The sequence below is a fragment of the Alkalimonas cellulosilytica genome (assembly GCF_036325985.1).
GTDB lineage: Bacteria > Pseudomonadota > Gammaproteobacteria > Enterobacterales > Alteromonadaceae > Alkalimonas > Alkalimonas cellulosilytica.
Genome location: NZ_JAUHLI010000003.1, coordinates 44,226 through 63,051 on the forward strand (window position 1 = coordinate 44,226; position 18,826 = coordinate 63,051).

Sequence of the window (18,826 nt, forward strand, 5' to 3'; positions counted from 1 at the left end):
GCCGTTGTTGAGTGGAGGGGGTGGTTGTTACTGCCTTGGCAGCTCATCGTAACCCATGTTGTACAGAATAAAAGAAAACACATCGGCTGCCTGATCGATGATCATCGATACCGGCATGCCGGCACCATGGCCGGCATTGACATCCACCCGAATCAGTTGAGGATGCTTGCCACCATCTTTGGCTTGCAGTTCGGCTACGTACTTAAAGGAGTGAGCCGGTACCACCCGATCATCGTGATCGGCTGTGGTGACCATGGTGGCCGGGTGATTCACCCCTTCACGCACATTGTGTACCGGCGAGTAACCAAGCAGGTACTCAAACATGGCTTCGCTCTGATCAGCGGTACCGTAATCGTAAGCCCAGCCCGCGCCGGCGGTGAAGGTGTGATAGCGCAGCATATCCAACACCCCTACCGCCGGAATGGCAACCTGGAACAGCTCAGGGCGCTGGGTAGAGGCAGCCGCCACCAGCAAGCCACCGTTGGAGCCGCCACGAATGGCCAGCTTTTCGGCACTGGTGTAGTTGCTGTCAATCAGGTACTCGGCGGCAGCAATAAAGTCGTCGAACACATTTTGCCGGTTCATCTGGCGGCCGGCATCGTGCCAGGCTTTGCCGTACTCACCGCCACCACGGATATTGGCCACAGCATAAATGCCGCCCATATCCATCCAGACCGCATTGGAAACGCTGAACGATGGCGTCAGGCTGACATTAAAACCACCGTAGCCGTACAGAATGGTTGGATTGCTGCCATCACGCTTAAGATCGCTGCGGTAGCTGATGATCATCGGAATGCGGGTACCATCTTTCGAGGTGTAGAACACTTGCTCTGAGGTGTAGTTGGCCGGATCAAAACCGGTTTCAGGACGATTGTACAACTCGCTCTCACCGCTGTGCGGATCCAGCTGAAAAATGCTGCCCGGGCTGATGTAGTTGGTGAAACTAAAATACAAGGTGTCGGCATCGGTTTTGCCGCCAAAACCACCGGCACTGCCAACCCCTGGTAAATCGATTTGACGCACCAGCTTACCCTGGTAATCAAACTGCTTTACTTTGGCAACCGCATCGACAATGTAATTGGCAAAGATAAAGCCAGCCCCGGTACTGGCACGCAGTACATGCTCGGTTTGTGGGATCAGCTCCTGCCAGTGCTCCGGCTGTGGCTGGGCGGCATTGGCCACCACTACCCGACGATTGGGGGCATCGCGGTTGGTGAGCAGAAACAGTTGATCACCTTTGGAGGTCAGGAAGTTCACATCGTTTGCGGTGGTATCCACGATGGTGGTGAAACCAGCGTCCGGTTTGGTCAGATCTTTGATAAACAGTTTATTGCCTGAGGTAGATACCGCGGCCGAGACCAGCAGGTAACGGTCGTCTTCAGTGACGGTGGCTCCAACGTAGCGGTGTTGTTCACCCTCAGCTGCACCGAAAATCACCTGGTCTTCCGATTGCGGTGTGCCGAGCTTGTGGTAATACAGCTTGTGCTGATCGGTCATGGCCGACAACTCACTGCCATCCGGCTTGTCGTAACTGGAGTAGTAGAAGCCTTCATTGCCGAACCAACTGATGCCACTAAACTTGATATCGACCAGTACATCACCGATTTGCTCGCCAGTGTTAGTATCGATCACAATGATTTTGCGCCAGTCGCTGCCACCTTCGGAGATAGCGTAGGCTGCTAAGCTACCATCGCGTGAGAATCGGATGGTCGCCATCGAGGTGGTGCCGTCGGCACTGAAGGTGTTGGGGTCGAGAAACACCTCCGGTTCGCCGCCATCTTTTTGCCGGTACAGCACAAACTGGTTTTGCAAGCCATCGTTGCGGTAAAAGTAGGTGTACTCACCTTCTTGAAAAGGAGCACCCAGCCGCTCGAAATTCCAGGAGTCCTGCAGGCGTTGCCGGATAGTGCTGCGATAGGGGATTTGCTCCAGATACGAGAAGGTCAGTTCATTTTGTGCTTTGACCCAGGCTTCGGTTTCGCTGCTGCGATCATCTTCCAGCCAGCGGTACGGGTCAGCAATTTGCCGGCCAAAGTAAGTATCTACCACCGAGCCACGAACGGTCTCCGGGTAAATCAAGTTGTGTGTTTGTTTGGCTTGCTCGGTAGGGCTGGGTTGGCCACCGCATGCGGTGAGTAATGCAACGGTTATAAACGGCACGGCATACTTCATGAGGGAATGGACTCCAGTGGATGTTGTCATTGTTTTTGTTAGGTTAACAAACTGGCCAGGTAAAGCCTACGCTTCAAGCAGCTACTGGCCGCAAAAAAACAGCGGCTGGTGGCTTTGATGAAAAGGACCGCTGTTGCCAAAGGGGGGCGGCTGTGTCAGGCTGGAAATGGCTTAAAAAAACAGGATGGAGATACTATGTGGACGGCCAGACGAAGTCAGCCCGACGGCAATGAGCTCAGTCAGTTTCAGTCCGGTGCCAGTGACAGCGCAGCGCAGCGTGACAGGGCCCGTATTATTCATTGTGAGGCTTTTCGCCGCCTGCAGGCAAAAACTCAGGTACTTGGGATTGGTGAGCACGACTTCTACCGTACCCGCTTAACGCATTCGCTGGAAGTGGCGCAAATCGGCTCCGGCATTTGTGAACAGTTGCGAGAACGCCATGCCGACAACAGCGACTATCTGCACTGGCTGCCCAGCATGAGCCAGATTGAAGCAATTTGTCTGGCGCACGATATTGGCCATCCACCTTTTGGCCACGGCGGCGAAGTGGCACTGAATTACTACATGCAGTCGCAAGGTGGCTTTGAAGGTAATGGCCAGACCTTGCGTATTATGGCACATTTGGGTGAGTACTCGCCCCGGCATGGGCTGGATCTAACCCGGCGTACCATGCTGGGGGTACTGAAATATCCGGTGTTGCACCGGGAAGTAGCCAGTTATCCGGTTGAGCTGGCGGAAACGACCAGCAATATCGATAGTTACAAACCACCTAAGTGCATTCATGACGAGGATGAAACAGTGCTGGCCTGGATCCTGGAGGGCTTGCCGGCCGATGATATTCGCTTGTTCCGCAGCACCCGGCAGCAAGGCGATAAACGCAAGGCCGCCTTTAAAGGCTTTGACACCGCCATTATGGAACTGGCTGATGATATCTCGTATGGGGTGCATGACTTAGAAGATGTGCTGGCACTACGGTTGGTGACAGAGCGGGCCTGGCAAGACGATGTAGTGAGCCAGCTCAGTGGCGATGATGTGATTTCCCGTGAACTTGATTTTTACAACCGAACCTTGTTTTCTGAGTCCAGTACCGAACGCAAACATGCCATCAGCAAGCTCATTCGCTATTTCCTGCCGCAAATCTCCATTGTCACGCAGCAGCGGTTTGAAACCCCGTTGCTAGACTTGCAGGTGCAATTATCTGCAGAAGCGCAAAGCACCCTGCAAATTCTAAAAGACTTTGTGTACAAGCATGTGATCCGACGGCCAGAAGTGCAGACCCTGGAGTACAAAGGGCAGCAACTGGTGCTAAAGCTCTTTGCGGTGCTGCGGGATAATCCGGAGCGTTTATTGCCCCCGGCGGTGCTCAAGCGCTATCAGCAGTCTGAGAACAAAGAGCGGGTAATTTGTGATTACGTTTCCGGCATGACCGATAGCTATGCCATTAAGCTCTACCACAAGGTATTTAGCCCGGATATGGGTTCGGTGTTTGACCGGTTGTAATGACGAAGCATTCTGACTTAAAAAATCGCGCTTATTTAGTCAGCAACATTGAAAAAGTGCGGATTTCTGTTTAGATTGAATCTACAGCACTAAGCAAGGGATGACGTACGATGAAAAAATGGTTGATAGCAATCCTGTTTGGCACCATGGCGGCAAGCAGCTGGCAGCTTCAGGCTTCGACAAAGGATTACCGGTTGCTCACAGTGGCTGGGTATCTTAATTTTTATTTGTTGAATTTAAATGCTTGCCAGGACTTTCACCCGGCCGTGCGGCAATCGGCTTACCAGGCTGAAGCACAGCTTTACCCCTGGCTGGATAAACTCCAGACCCGTATTGATGCATCCAATGATTTTGACTCAGCCATGTTGGCCGGTATCGTGCTGCGCCGCCGTGCCATGTTGAATGAGCAAATCGAAGACAATGATTTTACCATCGATCATTGCCAGGCGATTGTGCAGATTCTCAGTACCGAAGGGTTGGATGAAACCCTGTTGTCGGTATTGAATTAACTGCAGTCTTTGTTCTACACCAAAAACCAGCTGCGGCTGGTTTTTTTGTACCAGAAAACCAGGCCCAGTAGAGGCTTATTTCTGTTACAATCCTTCAACTTAACACAATGATGGAACCCGATGTGGCGGCAGTATTGCAATTGCACAATGTATCCTTGCAGCTGGGGCAGCGTACTGTGCTCGACCAGGTGACTTGCCGTGTCACTGCCGGTAGGGTACTGGGGGTGGTCGGCCCTAATGGGGCAGGCAAAAGCTCGTTATTGCGCTTACTGTACGGTGAGCTTGCGGCCAGTCAGGGTCAGGTGCTGTTTCACAACAAAAGCATCAGCAGTTATCGGCGCGCCGAGCTGGCACGTCAGATGGCCGTGGTGATGCAAAGCCCGGTGCCGGTGTTTAGCTTAACCACCGAGCAGATGGTGTTGCTTGGGCTGGTACCGCACAAACGCTGGTTTGACCCAACCACCAGTGAAGATCAGCAGCAGTTGCAACTGGCATTGGAGAAAACCGGTCTGCTGGAGCTGCGCAGCAAACCACTGGCTGAGCTGTCGGGCGGGGAGCTGCAGCGGGCTTTTATTGCCCGGGCTTTGGTGCAAAACGCCAAGGTGCTGCTGTTGGATGAACCCACCAATCATTTGGATGTGCATTATCAGCACCAGATTTTGCAACTGATCCGCCAGCTTAATCTGACCATTGTCTGTTGCTTGCACGATCTCAACCTGGCGGCCAGCTATTGCGATGATATTTTGCTGCTGGATCAGGGCCGGGTGCAGGCCTTTGGCCCGGCTGAACAGGTACTGACTGCAGAGCGCCTGGCTCAGGTTTTTCAACAGCCTTGTTTGATGGTACCCCATGCAAAATTAGCGCGGCCGGTCATTCATTTCTACCAACAGCAACGGGAAGCCCGGCATGAGTAAGCATGGTCCCTGGCGCTGGTTGCTGGCCTTGCTGCTCTTGTTGGTGACGCTCGTTATGAGTATTCGGCTGGGGAGTGCCGCTATTTCTTATAGTCAACTGTGGCAGCTGCTGACCGGGCCTGCTGCTAATCCTACGTTTGATGCGATTGTCTGGCAAATCCGCTTACCACGCATCGCCATGGCCTTTTTTGCCGGAGCGGGCCTGGCAGTTTGTGGTGCCTTGCTGCAAAACCTGAGCCGCAATCCGCTGGCTGATCCTTACTTATTCGGGCTGACCGCCGGTGCCGGCCTGGGGGCCAGTTTGGCCATGATTGTTTTTCCCGAGCAGCAGTTGCCGCTTGCCTTGTCGGCCTTTGCCGGTGCCAGCCTGGCGGTTACGCTGGTGGTGCTGGTGTGTATCCGGCATGGCTGGCAGCAGTTGCAGGTGATGTTGCTGGCCGGGGTGGCCGTGTCTTTTATGCTGAGCGCCATCAGCAGTTTTATTTTGTATTTTGCCGAGCCTTTTGCCGCCAACCGGGTCATTTTCTGGTTGATGGGCAGCTTAAGTCGCAGCGATTGGCAAGGGGTTGCCATCGTGGCTCCGGCAGTGCTGGCTTTGCTGCTGCTGGCATTGGCATTCCGTCGTCAGTTGGATGCCATGCTGCTGCATGATGAAAGCGCCCGCACTTTAGGCGTGTCAGTGGACCGCATCCGGTTGCTGTTTTTGCTCTGCACCTCGGCAGTGACGGCGTTTATTGTCGCGCAGTGTGGCGGCATTGCTTTTGTCGGCCTGATGATCCCACACCTGGTGCGGCAATGGTTTGGCGTGACCATGCTGCCTTTGTTGCTGGGTTCGGCGTTGGTTGGTGGCATCTTTTTAATCTGGGTGGATAACTTCGCCCGTAGTTTGCTGATGCAACAGGAAATTCCGCTGGGTGTGATCACCTCCATGCTGGGCAGTGTGTTTTTCTTATTGTTGCTTAAACGCCAACAACCAGGGTAAATCATGACAGACGATTACAAAGCAAAGCGCCATCAACAGCGCCAACAGCAATTAAAACAGCAGGTCGATCAGGCGGTGGCCAAAGCTGATCAGGATAAAGGCTTGTTGCTGATACTGACCGGCAATGGTAAAGGAAAATCTACTGCTGGCTTTGGTACGGTGACCCGTGCCGTCGGGCATGGCTATCAGGCTGCTGTGGTACAGTTTATCAAAGGGGATTGGGCCTGTGGTGAGCGCAACTTACTGCAGCAGCATGGGGTGCCTTTTGTGGTGATGGCGACCGGTTTCACCTGGGATACCCAGGATAAAGCTGCCGATATGGCGGCAGCACAAAGCGTCTGGCAACAGGCGAAGGTTTTTTTGGCCGATGAGCGCATTGATCTGGTATTGCTCGATGAGTTGACCTACATGCTCAGTTATCATTATTTAGATCTGGACGAGGTGCTTGCGTGCATCCGTCAGCGGCCCGCAGGGCAGCATGTGGTGGTGACTGGCCGCAATTGCCATCGCCGTTTGCTGGAGATGGCCGATACCGTCAGTGACATTCAGGTGGTCAAACATGCCTTTGAAGCCGGCATTCGGGCACAGCAGGGGATTGATTGGTGATACGCTTTGTTTTCACTTTGTTGTTCGTACTGCTGGCAACAACGGCACAGGCCAAACCGGAACGAGTCATTGCACTGGCACCCCACATTACCGAGTTGTTGTTTGATATCGGGGCTGGTGAGCAACTGGTGGCGGTGAGTGATTTCAGTGATTACCCCGAAGGCGCCCGTGCACTGCCCAGTGTCGCCAATTATGCCCATATTCAACTGGAAGCCGTTCTGGCGTTACAACCCGATCTGGTAGTAGCCTGGCGTACCGGCAACCCGCAGCCGGATCTGCAGCGTTTAGAGCAGTTGGGCATTCAGGTGGCGTACTCGGATCCGTTGCAATTAGAGGATATTGCGACAGAGCTGCGCATGCTGGGGGCTTTAACCGGCCATGCAGAGCAAGCCGAACAGCGGGCACAGGCTTACGAGCAAGAGCTGGCAGCACTTCGTAAGCAGTATCAGCACAAAGCGCCGGTCCGGGTATTTTTTGCCATGTCGCAGCAGCCACTTTCAACCATCGCCAATCAGGCCTGGCCTCAGTTGATGCTGGAGCTTTGTGGCGCAGAGAATCCATTTGCTAATAACCGCAATGATTATCCGCAGCTTGGACCTGAACAATTGCTATTGGCCAATCCGGAGCTAATTATTCAACCCAGCAAAGGAGCTCAACCCATTCGCCGTGAACAATGGCAGCAGTTTTCCAGCCTTGATGCGGTGCGTAAACAGCAGTTTCTGGCAGTCGATGCCGATTTCATGTACCGCTTTAGCCGGCGCAGTTTGCTGGGCGCCAGAGCACTGTGCGAAGGCATTGATCAGATCCGTCAACAAACAGAGCGCTGATTTTGCTGCAAGTAGCACGGTTTTTTTGCTAAGATTTTCGCTGGCTAATCGCCTGCTACCTACCAATAAAAGCAATAGGGTAGTTCATGATAAAGATAACAATGGAGCAAAAAACGTGAAGTATTCAATCCTGATACTGGCTGCTTGTCTGGCAGTGGCTGGTTGTTCTAAAAAAGATCCCGAACCCCGCAGCAATGAGAAAGGGGCTCTGGTGATGGTCGGTGGTTCGCTTAGTACCTCCAACGCAGCAGTGTACCAACGCTTTATTGAGCTGGCCGGTGGGCCTATCCAGGCGCGCATCGCTGTGATCCCAGCTGCCAGTGGTCAGCCGGTGCGTTACTTTGAGCAGTTTCGCGACGACATGGTGCACTATGGTCTGACCAAAGATCAGGTTACCTTGTTGCCGATTGCCGTCAAAGACGACCGCAGCACCCCGGACGTGGATGAAAGCACCTGGGCCATGGGCGGCCATGATGAGCAATTGGCTCAGACATTGGATCAATACACCGCGGTTTGGTTTTTGGGCGGCGATCAGACCAACATCACCAAAACCCTGTTGCCCGATAATAAGCCGACCCCGGTGTTAACCGCAGTCCGTGCTTTGTATCAGCGGGGCGGGGTGGTCGCCGGTACCAGCGCTGGCGCGGCCATGATGAGCGAGCTGATGATTGCCGGTGGCGACTCCTGGCATGCGCTGACGTCCGCTCCCAGTGATCGTTACGATGGCATGCAGGATCAGGAGGCCGGTCCGTTAATTGTACGACCAGGTCTTGGTTTCTTTCAGTTCGGCATTATTGATCAACACTTTGACCGTAAATCACGCTTCGGTCGCTTGTTGGTGGCGCTGCAACTGAATCGCCAGCAATTCCCGGTAGGTTATGGCATTGATGAAGACGCCGCGCTGGTATTTTACCCACAGCGTCAGGAAATCGAAGCGCTGGGCTATGGTGGCGTGACCATTCTGGATGTGCGCGATGCCCGTAAAATCGCCAATCCACATGGCTTTCACATTGAAAATGTCCGTATCAGCTTTATTCAGGGCGGTGATCGGTACCATGTGACTGAGCATCGTTTTACACCCCATCCGGCAAAATCGGCCACCATTGGTCAGGAGTATCTGAACATTGCTGAGCCCGTAGTGGTATCGGGCGTGTTTAGCCGCAACAGCCGGTTGAAAGACTTGATAGGCTTTGATCTGGTGGATAACAAAGCGGCCAGTGAAGTAGTCAGCTACTTTCATCAGGGCGAAGGGTTGGGTTTTACCTTACGCTTTCGCCAGGATGACAAAACCCAGGGCTATTGGCAGTACCTCGATGGCATGAAAGACAACAGCAGCGCGGCTTTTGTGTTGCTGGATGTGGTACCAAGCCGCTTTAGCATAACCGAGCTGAGTCCGGATAGCCCTTAACCGCTCAGCAATCTCATCAATACAACGGCTTGGAGCCACCGTGCAAGTTCCGCTGCAACAGCGGTGAAAGCATCAGTACAGTGGCTCCAACTGATAATGACCAGCTTTAAAATCATCAGCCAGCTCGACAGAGCGGCCAATGACCTCCTGCCAGTGGCGAATGCGAATTGCATCCGGTTGTTTGAAGTCTCTCCTATCCGGGATCTTGTGTTGTGGCAGTGAATGGATCCAACTTTGCGACGGGCACAGCAGCACTACATTGTGGTAATGCCTGGAAAATTTGCGCCGCCATGGCAGTGATTTATCGAACCAGCCAGGGGCAATGTACGGATAGAAATGCGGGTACAACACCAGGCCTTGCTGACTAAATGGCCAGTCAAAGTGATAATCGGTGACACCGCCATCGTAAAACACCCCTTTACCAGCACCGGGAATGTCCTGCACCGCATCCAGGACCAGTGGGATCGAACCACTGGCTTGCAAGGCTGGACGCAGGTTAGCTTCGGTCAGTTCAATGCAGCGACTTGGCAGATCGGCTAAGGGAGTGTGAACCAGCTGACTGTCGGGTGCATGAAACACACAGCGCTCAAAGAAAAACCGCAGATGGCGACGGTTGGCCAGGTTCGCAGCGGCTGTCAGACTTAAACCTGCAAGCTGACCGATTTTATGGCGCGAGCGGGTCAGAGCCCGGGCCCTGGCAACGGTAAAGTTCAATTTAAAGATGGGATTGCTGATCACCTGTTGGATGCTGCCGGCATCCGGAAACACCCGATCAATCACCGTCATCGAAATATCGGTAATTTCCTTGCTGCTGGCTTTGGCCGGGTAACACAAGGTAGAGTAGGCATCGCAAAAGCGTTGGCTGGCTGCCACCGGGTCTTGTTGAGCATAACAAGCAAAGCGCCAGGCACCGGCCGAACTGCCCAGCAGCTGCAGTGGTTGCTGGCGGCCTTTGAAAAACTCACCGGTCAGATACTGATCCAGCCCAAATAAACTAAACCATTTGGGGCCGCCACTGGCACCAACCAAGGTTGTGATGTCGTTGGCATTCAAGCCATGCTGCTGAATATGGGCCAGAGCAGTGGGCCCGGCTAAAACACGTAACCTCATAAAGCGCCAAACAACTTCTGGTACATGGTTTCGGCGTATTCATCGGTCATACCCGACAAATAATCGCAGATCACCCGCAAACCAAGGCCATCCTTTTGTGCCTGTTGCCAGCGTTGCTGGGTATTTTGTGGCAGCAAACGGCTCGGATCCGAGGCAAAGGCGTCAAACATCTTTAGCAGCATGTTCTGGCAACGAAAGCGGGCTTGTTGAATATCGGGTTGGCTGATGACATTGCGAAACACGAAACCTTTCAGCAGTTCCAGCAGTTGTTGCTGTGGTGCTGGCAGCCTGGCATTAAAACGGATCAGGGGTTCGCTCGCATCCGGAAGGCATTCATACAACTCTGCCGAGGTAATAAAGGCATTGACCAAAGCGCCGATGGCATTTTTACGCAGATGATGCTCAGGCCGAAACAGCGCATCCGTGACCGGTTGCATCAGTTGCTGCATGGCTTGTGGTAAGGCAGCAACCGCGGCCGGGATCTGAGCGCGCCATTGCTCTTCAGTGGCATAGCCGGTGACGATGGCATCTTCCAAATCATGCACACCGTAGGCAATGTCATCGGCCAGCTCCATAATGGAGGCATCCAGCGATTTATAGCACGACTTTTGCCAGGGGCTTTGCCCAAGCCGTTCCAGCTGCTGAAACAAAGCGCGATCGGTGGCACTCAGCGGAGCCAGCACCCAATCCAGCACATCGGCATCTTCATGGAATACCGATTTCACCGCTTTCCATGGGGTCAGGCTCAGCGGTGACGGTTCGCTGTTATCCCCCAGCTGCTCAGGCGGCAGTACCGGGTATTTCAGTAAACCCAACAGAGTACGTCGGGTTAGATCCATGCCATGGTGTTCGGTGTAGGGCTCAAGTTTGCTGACAATACGAAAGGTCTGGCCATTGCCTTCAAACCCCCCGGCATGCAGCATTTTGTAGTTCAGCGCTGTTTCGCCGCCATGGCCAAACGGCGGGTGGCCGATATCGTGAGCCAGGCACAAAGCTTCCATCAGGCTTTCTTCCGGCAGCTGATTGGCCAGTTCAGGCTGTTGCTGATAGCGGCGTTTCAGCTGATTCACCAAGCCGGTGCCAATCTGGGCCGCTTCCAGCGAATGGGTTAAACGGGTACGGTAAAAGTCATTCTGGCCCACCCCCATGATCTGGGTTTTGGCCTGCAAGCGGCGAAAAGCTGCTGAGTGCAGAATACGGGCGCGATCGCGCTGCCAGGGGGTTCGTTGATCGTCTTGCCGGTTCAGCGAGCGGTCGGAGCGCCGCTCCAGCCAGGATGTACTCATGCCATCTTCCTTATGTTGAGGCGATTATCTTACGTCAAAGCCTACTTTGGATCGAGCAAGCTATGGCCATTTTTCACGCCAATTAAGACAAAAGGATGACGGTATTGTCATCTTCAGGTCATATTCGCTTGTTACAACAGTGCCCGAAACGGATAAATAAGGGATGAATTGAATGAGATCTGGGCTCAAAGTCAGGATGGTATCTTCATTGTTCTGGTTAAGTACCATGCTGCTGCTGGCAGGCTGCCAGCCGAAGGGAGAGCTGGGCAGCCGGGATAACCCGGTTCGGTTGTATTTCACCCCATCGGTCGATGCGGATACGATTGCCAGCAATTCACGGGAGTTTATCCGCTTTCTGGAGCAAGAAACCGGTGATTATTATGTCACAGGCATTCCAACCAGCTACATTGCTGTGGTGGAAGCATTTGGATCTGGCCGGGCTGATATCGGTGCCATGAATTCCTTTGGTTACCTGATGGCTAATGAGCGCTATGGTGCCAGAGCGCATTTGAAAATGATCCGCCATGGGGTTGATTATTATCAGGGGCAAATTGTGGTGCGGGCCGACAGTGGCATTGAGACGCTGGCCGATTTGGAGGGCAGACGCTTTGCTTTCACCGACCCGGCTTCCACCTCCGGCTACTTCTTCCCATTAAAAATGCTGCGTGATGCCGGCATCCGTTTGGGCAATGAAACTTTTGCCATGAAGCACGACAACGTAATTACCATGGTGTACCAGGGCCAGGTAGATGCTGGCTCAGCCTATTACTCGGCACCGGCTGCTGATGGCAGTATCCGTGATGCACGCCAGCGGGTACTGACACAATTTCCCGATGTCGAGCAGCAGGTACGGATTTTAGCGGTCACTGAAAAAATCCCCAATGATCCCTTTGTCTTTCGCAAAGACTTACCGGATGAGATCCGCGATCGTTTTATTTCGGCAGTTAAGAAGTTTCTGGCCAGCGACGAGGGGCAGGACATCTTTCGCAATATCTACAGTGTCGAGGGCTTAGTGGATGCCTCGGATGCCGATTACGATCCGCTCAGAGAGATGATCCGAGCCATTGAGCTTGATACCAACCGACTACTGCTTTAGGAGCCAGGCATGACATTACTTCGTGGCGAAAATCTTTGCAAAACCTATCCGAATGGCACGCAGGCCCTGAGTCAGATTAATTTCAGTGTCGAAGAAGGGGAGTTTCTGGTGGTGATTGGCTTATCCGGCTCTGGAAAATCCACCTTGCTGCGCTGCATTAATCAACTGCATCCGATCAGTAGTGGTGCCATTCACTTCGAACAACAACGCCTGGATCAGTTGCATGGCCGGGCTTTACGTCAGCAGCGAAGTCGCATAGGCATGATCTTTCAGCAGTTTAATTTAATCCCTCGTAAAAGCGTACTGACCAATGTGTTGGCCGGAGCCCTGGCTTCCACCCCCATTTGGAAGTCCTTATTGGGGCTGTACAGCAAAAAGCAACAGCAGCAAGCCCTGGCTTATTTACGTATTGTCGGGTTGGAGCATAAAGCCTATGTGCGGGCAGACAATTTATCGGGTGGGCAGCAGCAGCGCGTCGCTATCGCCAGAGCATTGATGCAGAATCCGAAAATTCTGTTGGCCGATGAGCCGGTGGCTAGTCTGGATCCGTCTACCTCCCACTCGGTAATGAAGTACCTGCAAAAAATCAATCGAGAGCTTGGTGTCACGGTGATTTGCAATCTGCATTTTTTATCCCTGGTTCGCACCTATGCCAGCCGGGTGCTGGCGCTCAAAGATGGCAAGATAGTGTATCAGGGCGCGCCGGAAGATATCGATGAGCAATGGTTTAAAACCATTTATGGCGAAGAAGCCGTCGAAGTGAGTATCAACTGATGGATAATACAATGAGCACTGAACAACAATTGGCCCAGACCATGCCGGTCAAACGTTACCAGGCCAGCATTAAAGCCTGGTGCATTGATGTGCTGTTATGGAGCTACAGCTTCCTGGTGCTTTACAAACTAGGTTATCAAAGTTGGTGGCTTGACTTGCGCCATATCGACTTTTCCTGGTCTGAGCCACTGTATTCACTCTTATTGGGTGGTCTGATAGCCAGCGTGTTGAGCTATACCAAAGCCTCTGTCGGCAAGGCTTGCTATGGTCTGATTGCTTTTGAAGAAGGACGCTCTTTATTTCGTGCGGCTTCAGTTCGGCTTGGTCTGCTATTTCTGTTGTTGACCTTTATTGCCGGTTTGCAGGTATCCCAGGTTTCGATGCGGGAATTTTTTTCAGACTCTGGCCTGGCTGGTGCCCAACGCATTTTTACAGCCTTATTAAACCCAAATTTTGCGATTCTTGAAGAGGCGCTGTTTGCGGCTGTTGAAACGGTGTATATGGCTTTTATTGCCACTGCTCTGGCTATTCCTGTCGCCTTTGTGCTGGCTTTTTTTGCCGCCCGTAACTTAATGAAACACTCGGCTTTAAGCTTTGCTATTTATGCAGTACTGCGCTTTCTAATGAATCTCACCCGCTCTATCGAGCCGCTGGTGTGGGCTATTATTTTTTCAGTGTGGGTGGGCATAGGGCCATTTTCAGGCATGTTGGCTCTGTTTCTGCACTCGGTTGCTTCTTTGACTAAGTTGTATTCGGAACAAATTGAAGCCATTCAGGATGGGCCGGTTGAAGCTATGACGGCGACTGGAGCTCATCCGATCCAAATCATTTGGTACGGTGTGGTGCCACAAATTGTGCTGCCGTATTTGTCTTATACCATTTATCGTTGGGATATTAATGTCAGGATGGCGACGGTGATTGGTTTGGTTGGGGGCGGCGGCATCGGCACCATGCTGATGCAGTATCAGGGCCTGGCCCGCTGGAATGATGTCGGCATGTTGGTGATTGTGATTGCGGCCATTGTCTGGCTGATGGACTATGCATCGGCCAAAATCCGGGCTCACTTAAAGTGAGCCTGAATTATTTCAGTTGTCGCAAGTACTCCTTTAAGTCGCGCTTTACCTCGGGCATCAGCAGGTAAATGGCCAGAATGTTCGGTACCGCCATCAGGAAAATCATCGAGTCGATAAAATCAAACACTGCCAGGATATTGGGCACGGCGCCAATGGAGACCACCAGGCAAAACAGCACTTTAAATAGCGTTTGTACCCGGTTGGTTTCACCAAAGATATAACTCCAGGACTTCAGGCCGTAGTAAGACCAGCTGATGACGGTGGAAAAGCCAAACAGCAGCAGTGCGACCATCAGCACCAGTGGAAACCAGTCAAATACGCTGGCAAAAGCACTGGAAGTAAGGCGCACGCCATCCAGATCACTGCCGAGGTAAGCACCGGTTAAAATGATCACCAGAGCAGTGATGGTGCAAATCACCACTGTATCGATAAAGGGTTCGAGCAGGGCGACAAAGCCTTGTGACACCGGGTGCCTGGTTTGTGCTGCTGCATGGGCAATCGGTGAAGAGCCAATCCCTGCTTCGTTGGAGTAGGCAGCCCGGCGAAATCCCTGAATAAGCACCCCAATAAAGCCACCATAGGCGGCTTCAGGGGCAAAGGCGCCATAGACGATGGTCATCAGAGCCGCGGGCACGGCATCCAGGTGGCTGCCAATAATCACCAGCGCCGCCAGCAGATAGATAGCGCACATCAGGGGTACTAGCCGGCTGGTAACATTGGCAATGCTTTTGATACCACCAATGATCACCACCGCCACCAGCAGGGCGTAGATAGCACCAAACAGCCAGGCATTGTCAAAGCCCGTTACGCCTTTGACCTGGGCATAGCCCTGATTGACATGGACAAAACCGGCCGAGCCAAAGACACAGGCCATGGCAAAGAAAATCGCCAGGGCTTTGCCAAGGCGTGGCAGCTTAAATTTGCTAAGCGCCACTTCAATGTAGTACATGGGGCCGCCGGAGTAGCTGCCATCGGCGGCCTGATGGCGGTATTTAACGGCAAGGGTACATTCGACAAATTTCAGCGACATCCCCAGCAAGCCAGCCAGGATCATCCAAAAGGTGGCGCCTGGACCTCCCAACGTAATGGCCACGGCCACACCGGCAATATTGCCGGTGCCAACGGTACCCGATAAAGCGGTGGATAGGGCCTGAAACGGGGTGATATCACCTTGCTGGCGTGGGTCTTTGTATCGGCCAGACACCACTTTGAGGGCATGGCCAAAACCGCGCACATTGATAAAACCCAGATAAAAAGTACTGAACAAAGCGCCAGCCATCAGCCAGACCACCACAATCGGCAGTTCGGCGCCGCCAACCGGAATGGCATAAAACACGATGGACGATAACTGGTTGGTAAACCATTCAAAGGCGTAGCGAAAGCCTGGTTCAGTACTCATGAGAAACCTTATTGTTGGTAGCTGGCTAAAAACTGCTGCAAACGATGAATCGCCTGCTCCAGCTGCTCTTTATGCGGCAAAAACACAATACGGAAATGATCCGGCTCCGGCCAGTTAAAAGCCCGGCCATGCACCAGCAATACTTTGTGCTGTCTTAGAAAATCCAGCACCATCAACTCATCGTCTTTGACTTTGATTTTGCTGCGATCAATCTTCGGGAACAGGTACATGGCCCCTTTGGGACGGGTGCAGCTTAACCCCGGTATTTGATTGACCTGCTGCCAGGCCGCATCCATCTGTTCGTACAAACGGCCGCCGGGGGCGGTCAGCTCAAAAATACTCTGGTAGCCGCCCAAAGCGGTTTGCACCGCATGCTGGCAGGGCACATTGGCGCATAGACGCATTGAAGCCAGAATACGCAGGCCATCAACATAGTGCTGCGCCTGCCGCTTGGCGCCAGAGATAAAAAGCCAGCCGACCCGAAAGCCGGCGATGCGGTAGTTTTTTGATAAACCGCCAAAGGTCAGTAGCAACAAATCATCACATAAAGAAGCGGTACTGGTATGTTCGGTGCCATCGTACAGAATTTTGTCGTAGATTTCGTCGCTAAGCACCACCAGCTGGTGCTGACGGGCAATTTCCAGCAAGGCCAGCAGCACTTCGTTTGAATAAACCGCTCCGGTGGGGTTGTTTGGGTTAATCAGCACCAGCGCTTTGGTTTTTTTGCTGATTTTGCTGCGCAAGTCATCCAGATCCGGCGCCCAATCCTGTTGCTCATCGCAGCGATAATGCCGGGCTTTGCCACCGGCTAAATTCACCGCCGCAGTCCAGAGTGGGTAATCGGGCGAGGGGATCAAGACCTCATCGTCGTTATTCAGTAACCCCTGCAGTGCCATCAGGATAAGTTCTGACACGCCATTGCCAATAAACACATCATCGGCATCGGCACCGCGAATACCACGTTGTTGATAGTACTGAGCCACCGCCACCCGGGCCGGATAGATCCCCTGAGAGTCGGAGTAGCCCTGAGCGGTTGGCAGGTTGTGGATGACGTGCTTTAAGATTTCATCCGGGGCTTCAAAGCCAAAAGGAGCGGGGTTGCCGATATTGAGCTTTAAAATACGGTGGCCCTCTTCTTCCATCCGTTTGGCTTCCTGCGCCACCGGGCCACGGATATCGTAGCAAACACCTTCGAGTTTGCTGGAACGCTGAATAAGCTTCATAGACTTTTTGCTTCAGTTTTTATACGTCTGGATAGCCAGATACTACCTGAAGTAACGCTGCAAAAGAAAGCCAAAAGCAAGGCTTTTGGCTGGAATGCAGAAAATTTTTTAGTTCTGATGGGTCAAGCTGATGTCGCCCACGCCGACATTGGCCTTGAAGGTGGTGCTGCCAGGGCCGCTCCATTCCAGACTGCCACCCACCAGATGGCGATCGGTTTTAAAGCTGCTCGGAGCATTATGCAGGTTGACATTACCGACACCAGCCGATAGCTCAATACGCTGAAACTGCTCGGCATTCAAGCTGCTGCTGATCTGGCCAACACCGACATCTACCTCGTAACTGCTGCGGATATGGTTGGCATAAAACTGGCCGACACCCAGTTCTGCTTTTACAGCCAAACTGGCCGGCACTGTTAATTGCCAATGCTGCTTAGTGTTGTCTTTGGGGATACTGAGCTGCAATTGCCCATTCGCCAGCTGTTGTTTGAGCTCAACATCGCCGACCTTATGGCTGAAAAACCACCAGCGCTTTTCGCCGCGGACAGTCACTTTGAGTGTAATCCGATCCGTATCGGCAGTTTCAATTTGGATCTGGCCAACCCCAACCTCTACCATCAGTTGGTTCAGAGCTGATGCATCCAGTTCAAGTGCAAGCTGCTTTTCATCGGCAAGTGCCGATAATGGCAGTGTAAAAAACAACAGAAAGGCGATAAACAGCAATCTTTTCATGATGATTCCCTTTGGTTACAGTGCTAAAAAGCATGGATTTATAGCTATTAAGCACAAATTGTACCAATAATATTTTTTTGTTTTTTATCAACAATGTAGTGCAATTTAAGGCTGAAAACTGTGCATCAAGTGTACAGAATAGTTCGTGCATTTGATGAATTCAGGGTAAAATAAACCACAAGAGTGCTGTTGATGCTTTAAAGTAAAGCAAAAGGGCCAGACTGACAAGTTGGTCCTGATAAGCAACAGCGATGATTGTGAAGCTGCAAAAAGGTGATAGATGCGATTGTTGAAGTACCCATTACTGATGGCAGTGACAGCTTTGGTGCTGTATGCGCTTTATTTTCCTTTTATCGATACTGTCGAGCCTGAAGAAGAACCGGTGGTTTGGCTTGAGCCGCTGGAGCATCCACTGCGCACGGATGTGATGAGCTATGTCCGCTCCGAACAGGTACGTAAGCGGCTGGCTTACCCAACACCGGCACCGGCAAAAAAGCCCTTGCCAGATTTTGATGCCATTGCTGATATCAATGAAAAAAAGCAGGCGTTTTTTGCCTTTTTAGGCCCTCATGTCGCCCGTGAAAATAACCGGTTACGGGCCTTGCGCAAGCAGCTGCTGGAGATGCAGGCCCACTTTGAAAGAAATCAGCCACTGACTGTACAGGACTATGCATTTTTATATGCCTTGTACGATGAGTTTCGGATGGATGTGGCCCACACAGATGACGACAGTTTCAACGAGTTGTTAAAGCGGGTAGATATACTACCGGCTTCATTGGTGCTGATGCAGGCAGCCAATGAGTCGGCCTGGGGTACCAGCCGCTTTGCGGTCGAAGGGCTCAACTTCTTTGGTCAGTGGTGCTTTCGGGAAGGGTGTGGCCTGGTGCCTTTATACCGTGGTGAAGATCAGTTTCATGAGGTAGCTCGTTTTGAGACCGCCGCTGCCAGTATTCGCAGTTACTTTTACAACCTGAATACCTTTCACAGCTATGAAGAGCTGCGTGAGATTCGGGCAGAGTTACGCAGTCGGAATAAACCCGTACGGGGTGAAGACTTAGCGCGAGGCCTGTTGCGTTATTCTGAGCGCGGTGAAGATTACATCGCTGAAATCAGTGGCATGATTCGTTTTAATTGCCCTATTATGCAGGAAGTGCAGCAAGTGGTGGCGATTACACCGTCTTGCTAAACAGCGTTTCAGCATGAAAAAGCCAGCAAAAG

17 protein-coding genes are annotated in these 18,826 nt (G+C 52.4%); 11 read left to right on the plus strand and 6 right to left on the minus strand.

Features of this window, described 5'->3' with window-relative positions; translation table 11 throughout:
* Positions 1-27: 27 nt before the first annotated feature.
* Positions 28-2,172, minus strand: coding sequence for a prolyl oligopeptidase family serine peptidase (locus QWY20_RS03580; protein ID WP_330127668.1), 2,145 nt, complete (start codon positions 2,170-2,172; stop codon positions 28-30).
* Between the two features lie 117 nt (positions 2,173-2,289).
* Here QWY20_RS03580 and QWY20_RS03585 point away from each other — a divergent pair, with 117 nt between their 5' ends.
* From QWY20_RS03585 to QWY20_RS03615, 7 genes are all read left to right on the plus strand, one after another.
* Positions 2,290-3,672, plus strand: coding sequence for an anti-phage deoxyguanosine triphosphatase (locus QWY20_RS03585; protein ID WP_330127669.1), 1,383 nt, complete (start codon positions 2,290-2,292; stop codon positions 3,670-3,672).
* A gap of 110 nt (positions 3,673-3,782) precedes the next feature.
* A complete protein-coding gene (locus tag QWY20_RS03590; RefSeq protein ID WP_330127670.1) occupies positions 3,783-4,181 on the plus strand; it encodes a hypothetical protein in 399 nt (132 codons plus the stop codon).
* Positions 4,182-4,303: 122 nt separating this feature from the next.
* On the plus strand, positions 4,304-5,095 hold the full coding sequence (locus QWY20_RS03595; protein WP_330127671.1) for an ABC transporter ATP-binding protein: 792 nt from the start codon (positions 4,304-4,306) through the stop codon (positions 5,093-5,095).
* Positions 5,088-6,077 carry a FecCD family ABC transporter permease gene (locus QWY20_RS03600; protein WP_330127672.1) on the plus strand — a complete coding sequence of 330 codons (990 nt, stop codon included), beginning with the start codon at positions 5,088-5,090 and terminating at the stop codon, positions 6,075-6,077. Before QWY20_RS03595 ends, QWY20_RS03600 begins: the two co-directional genes overlap by 8 nt.
* A 3-nt stretch (positions 6,078-6,080) precedes the next feature.
* Positions 6,081-6,683 carry a cob(I)yrinic acid a,c-diamide adenosyltransferase gene (gene cobO / locus QWY20_RS03605; RefSeq protein ID WP_330127673.1) on the plus strand — a complete coding sequence of 201 codons (603 nt, stop codon included), beginning with the start codon at positions 6,081-6,083 and terminating at the stop codon, positions 6,681-6,683.
* On the plus strand, positions 6,680-7,510 hold the full coding sequence (locus tag QWY20_RS03610; RefSeq protein WP_330127674.1) for a cobalamin-binding protein: 831 nt from the start codon (positions 6,680-6,682) through the stop codon (positions 7,508-7,510). The genes cobO and QWY20_RS03610 overlap by 4 nt, the downstream gene beginning before the upstream one ends.
* A gap of 115 nt (positions 7,511-7,625) precedes the next feature.
* Entirely contained in the window at positions 7,626-8,918 is a 1,293-nt protein-coding gene (locus QWY20_RS03615; RefSeq protein WP_330127675.1) for a cyanophycinase, read from the plus strand.
* 72 nt (positions 8,919-8,990) lie between these two features.
* On the opposite strand, the gene QWY20_RS03620 is transcribed toward QWY20_RS03615, so the two are convergent.
* The gene (locus tag QWY20_RS03620; RefSeq protein ID WP_330127676.1) at positions 8,991-10,028 is read right to left on the minus strand and encodes a patatin-like phospholipase family protein; all 1,038 of its coding nucleotides are present in this window, start codon (positions 10,026-10,028) and stop codon (positions 8,991-8,993) included.
* A complete protein-coding gene (locus QWY20_RS03625; RefSeq protein WP_330127677.1) occupies positions 10,025-11,314 on the minus strand; it encodes an anti-phage deoxyguanosine triphosphatase in 1,290 nt (429 codons plus the stop codon). The genes QWY20_RS03620 and QWY20_RS03625 overlap by 4 nt, the downstream gene beginning before the upstream one ends.
* A 172-nt stretch (positions 11,315-11,486) precedes the next feature.
* On the opposite strand from QWY20_RS03625, the gene QWY20_RS03630 reads away from it, so the two are divergent.
* From QWY20_RS03630 to phnE, 3 genes are read left to right on the plus strand one after another with little or no spacing between them, the layout of a single operon-like run.
* Entirely contained in the window at positions 11,487-12,410 is a 924-nt protein-coding gene (locus tag QWY20_RS03630) for a phosphate/phosphite/phosphonate ABC transporter substrate-binding protein (RefSeq protein ID WP_330127678.1), read from the plus strand.
* A 9-nt stretch (positions 12,411-12,419) separates the two neighbouring features.
* Positions 12,420-13,184, plus strand: a complete 765-nt coding sequence (gene phnC / locus QWY20_RS03635) for a phosphonate ABC transporter ATP-binding protein (RefSeq protein WP_330127679.1) — start codon at positions 12,420-12,422, stop codon at positions 13,182-13,184.
* Positions 13,185-13,195: 11 nt separating this feature from the next.
* Positions 13,196-14,257, plus strand: coding sequence for a phosphonate ABC transporter, permease protein PhnE (gene phnE, locus QWY20_RS03640; protein WP_245785775.1), 1,062 nt, complete (start codon positions 13,196-13,198; stop codon positions 14,255-14,257).
* A 7-nt stretch (positions 14,258-14,264) separates the two neighbouring features.
* On the opposite strand, the gene QWY20_RS03645 is transcribed toward phnE, so the two are convergent.
* The 3 genes from QWY20_RS03645 to QWY20_RS03655 form a co-directional block, all read right to left on the minus strand.
* Entirely contained in the window at positions 14,265-15,656 is a 1,392-nt protein-coding gene (locus QWY20_RS03645) for an alanine/glycine:cation symporter family protein (protein WP_330127680.1), read from the minus strand.
* An 8-nt stretch (positions 15,657-15,664) separates the two neighbouring features.
* Positions 15,665-16,879: a pyridoxal phosphate-dependent aminotransferase gene (locus QWY20_RS03650; protein WP_330127681.1), complete on the minus strand. Its 1,215-nt coding sequence runs from the start codon at positions 16,877-16,879 to the stop codon at positions 15,665-15,667.
* A 108-nt stretch (positions 16,880-16,987) separates the two neighbouring features.
* A complete protein-coding gene (locus tag QWY20_RS03655; RefSeq protein WP_330127682.1) occupies positions 16,988-17,608 on the minus strand; it encodes a hypothetical protein in 621 nt (206 codons plus the stop codon).
* A gap of 280 nt (positions 17,609-17,888) precedes the next feature.
* Between QWY20_RS03655 and QWY20_RS03660 the strand changes: the two genes are divergently transcribed.
* On the plus strand, positions 17,889-18,794 hold the full coding sequence (locus QWY20_RS03660) for a glucosaminidase domain-containing protein (RefSeq protein ID WP_330127683.1): 906 nt from the start codon (positions 17,889-17,891) through the stop codon (positions 18,792-18,794).
* Positions 18,795-18,826 lie beyond the last annotated feature (32 nt).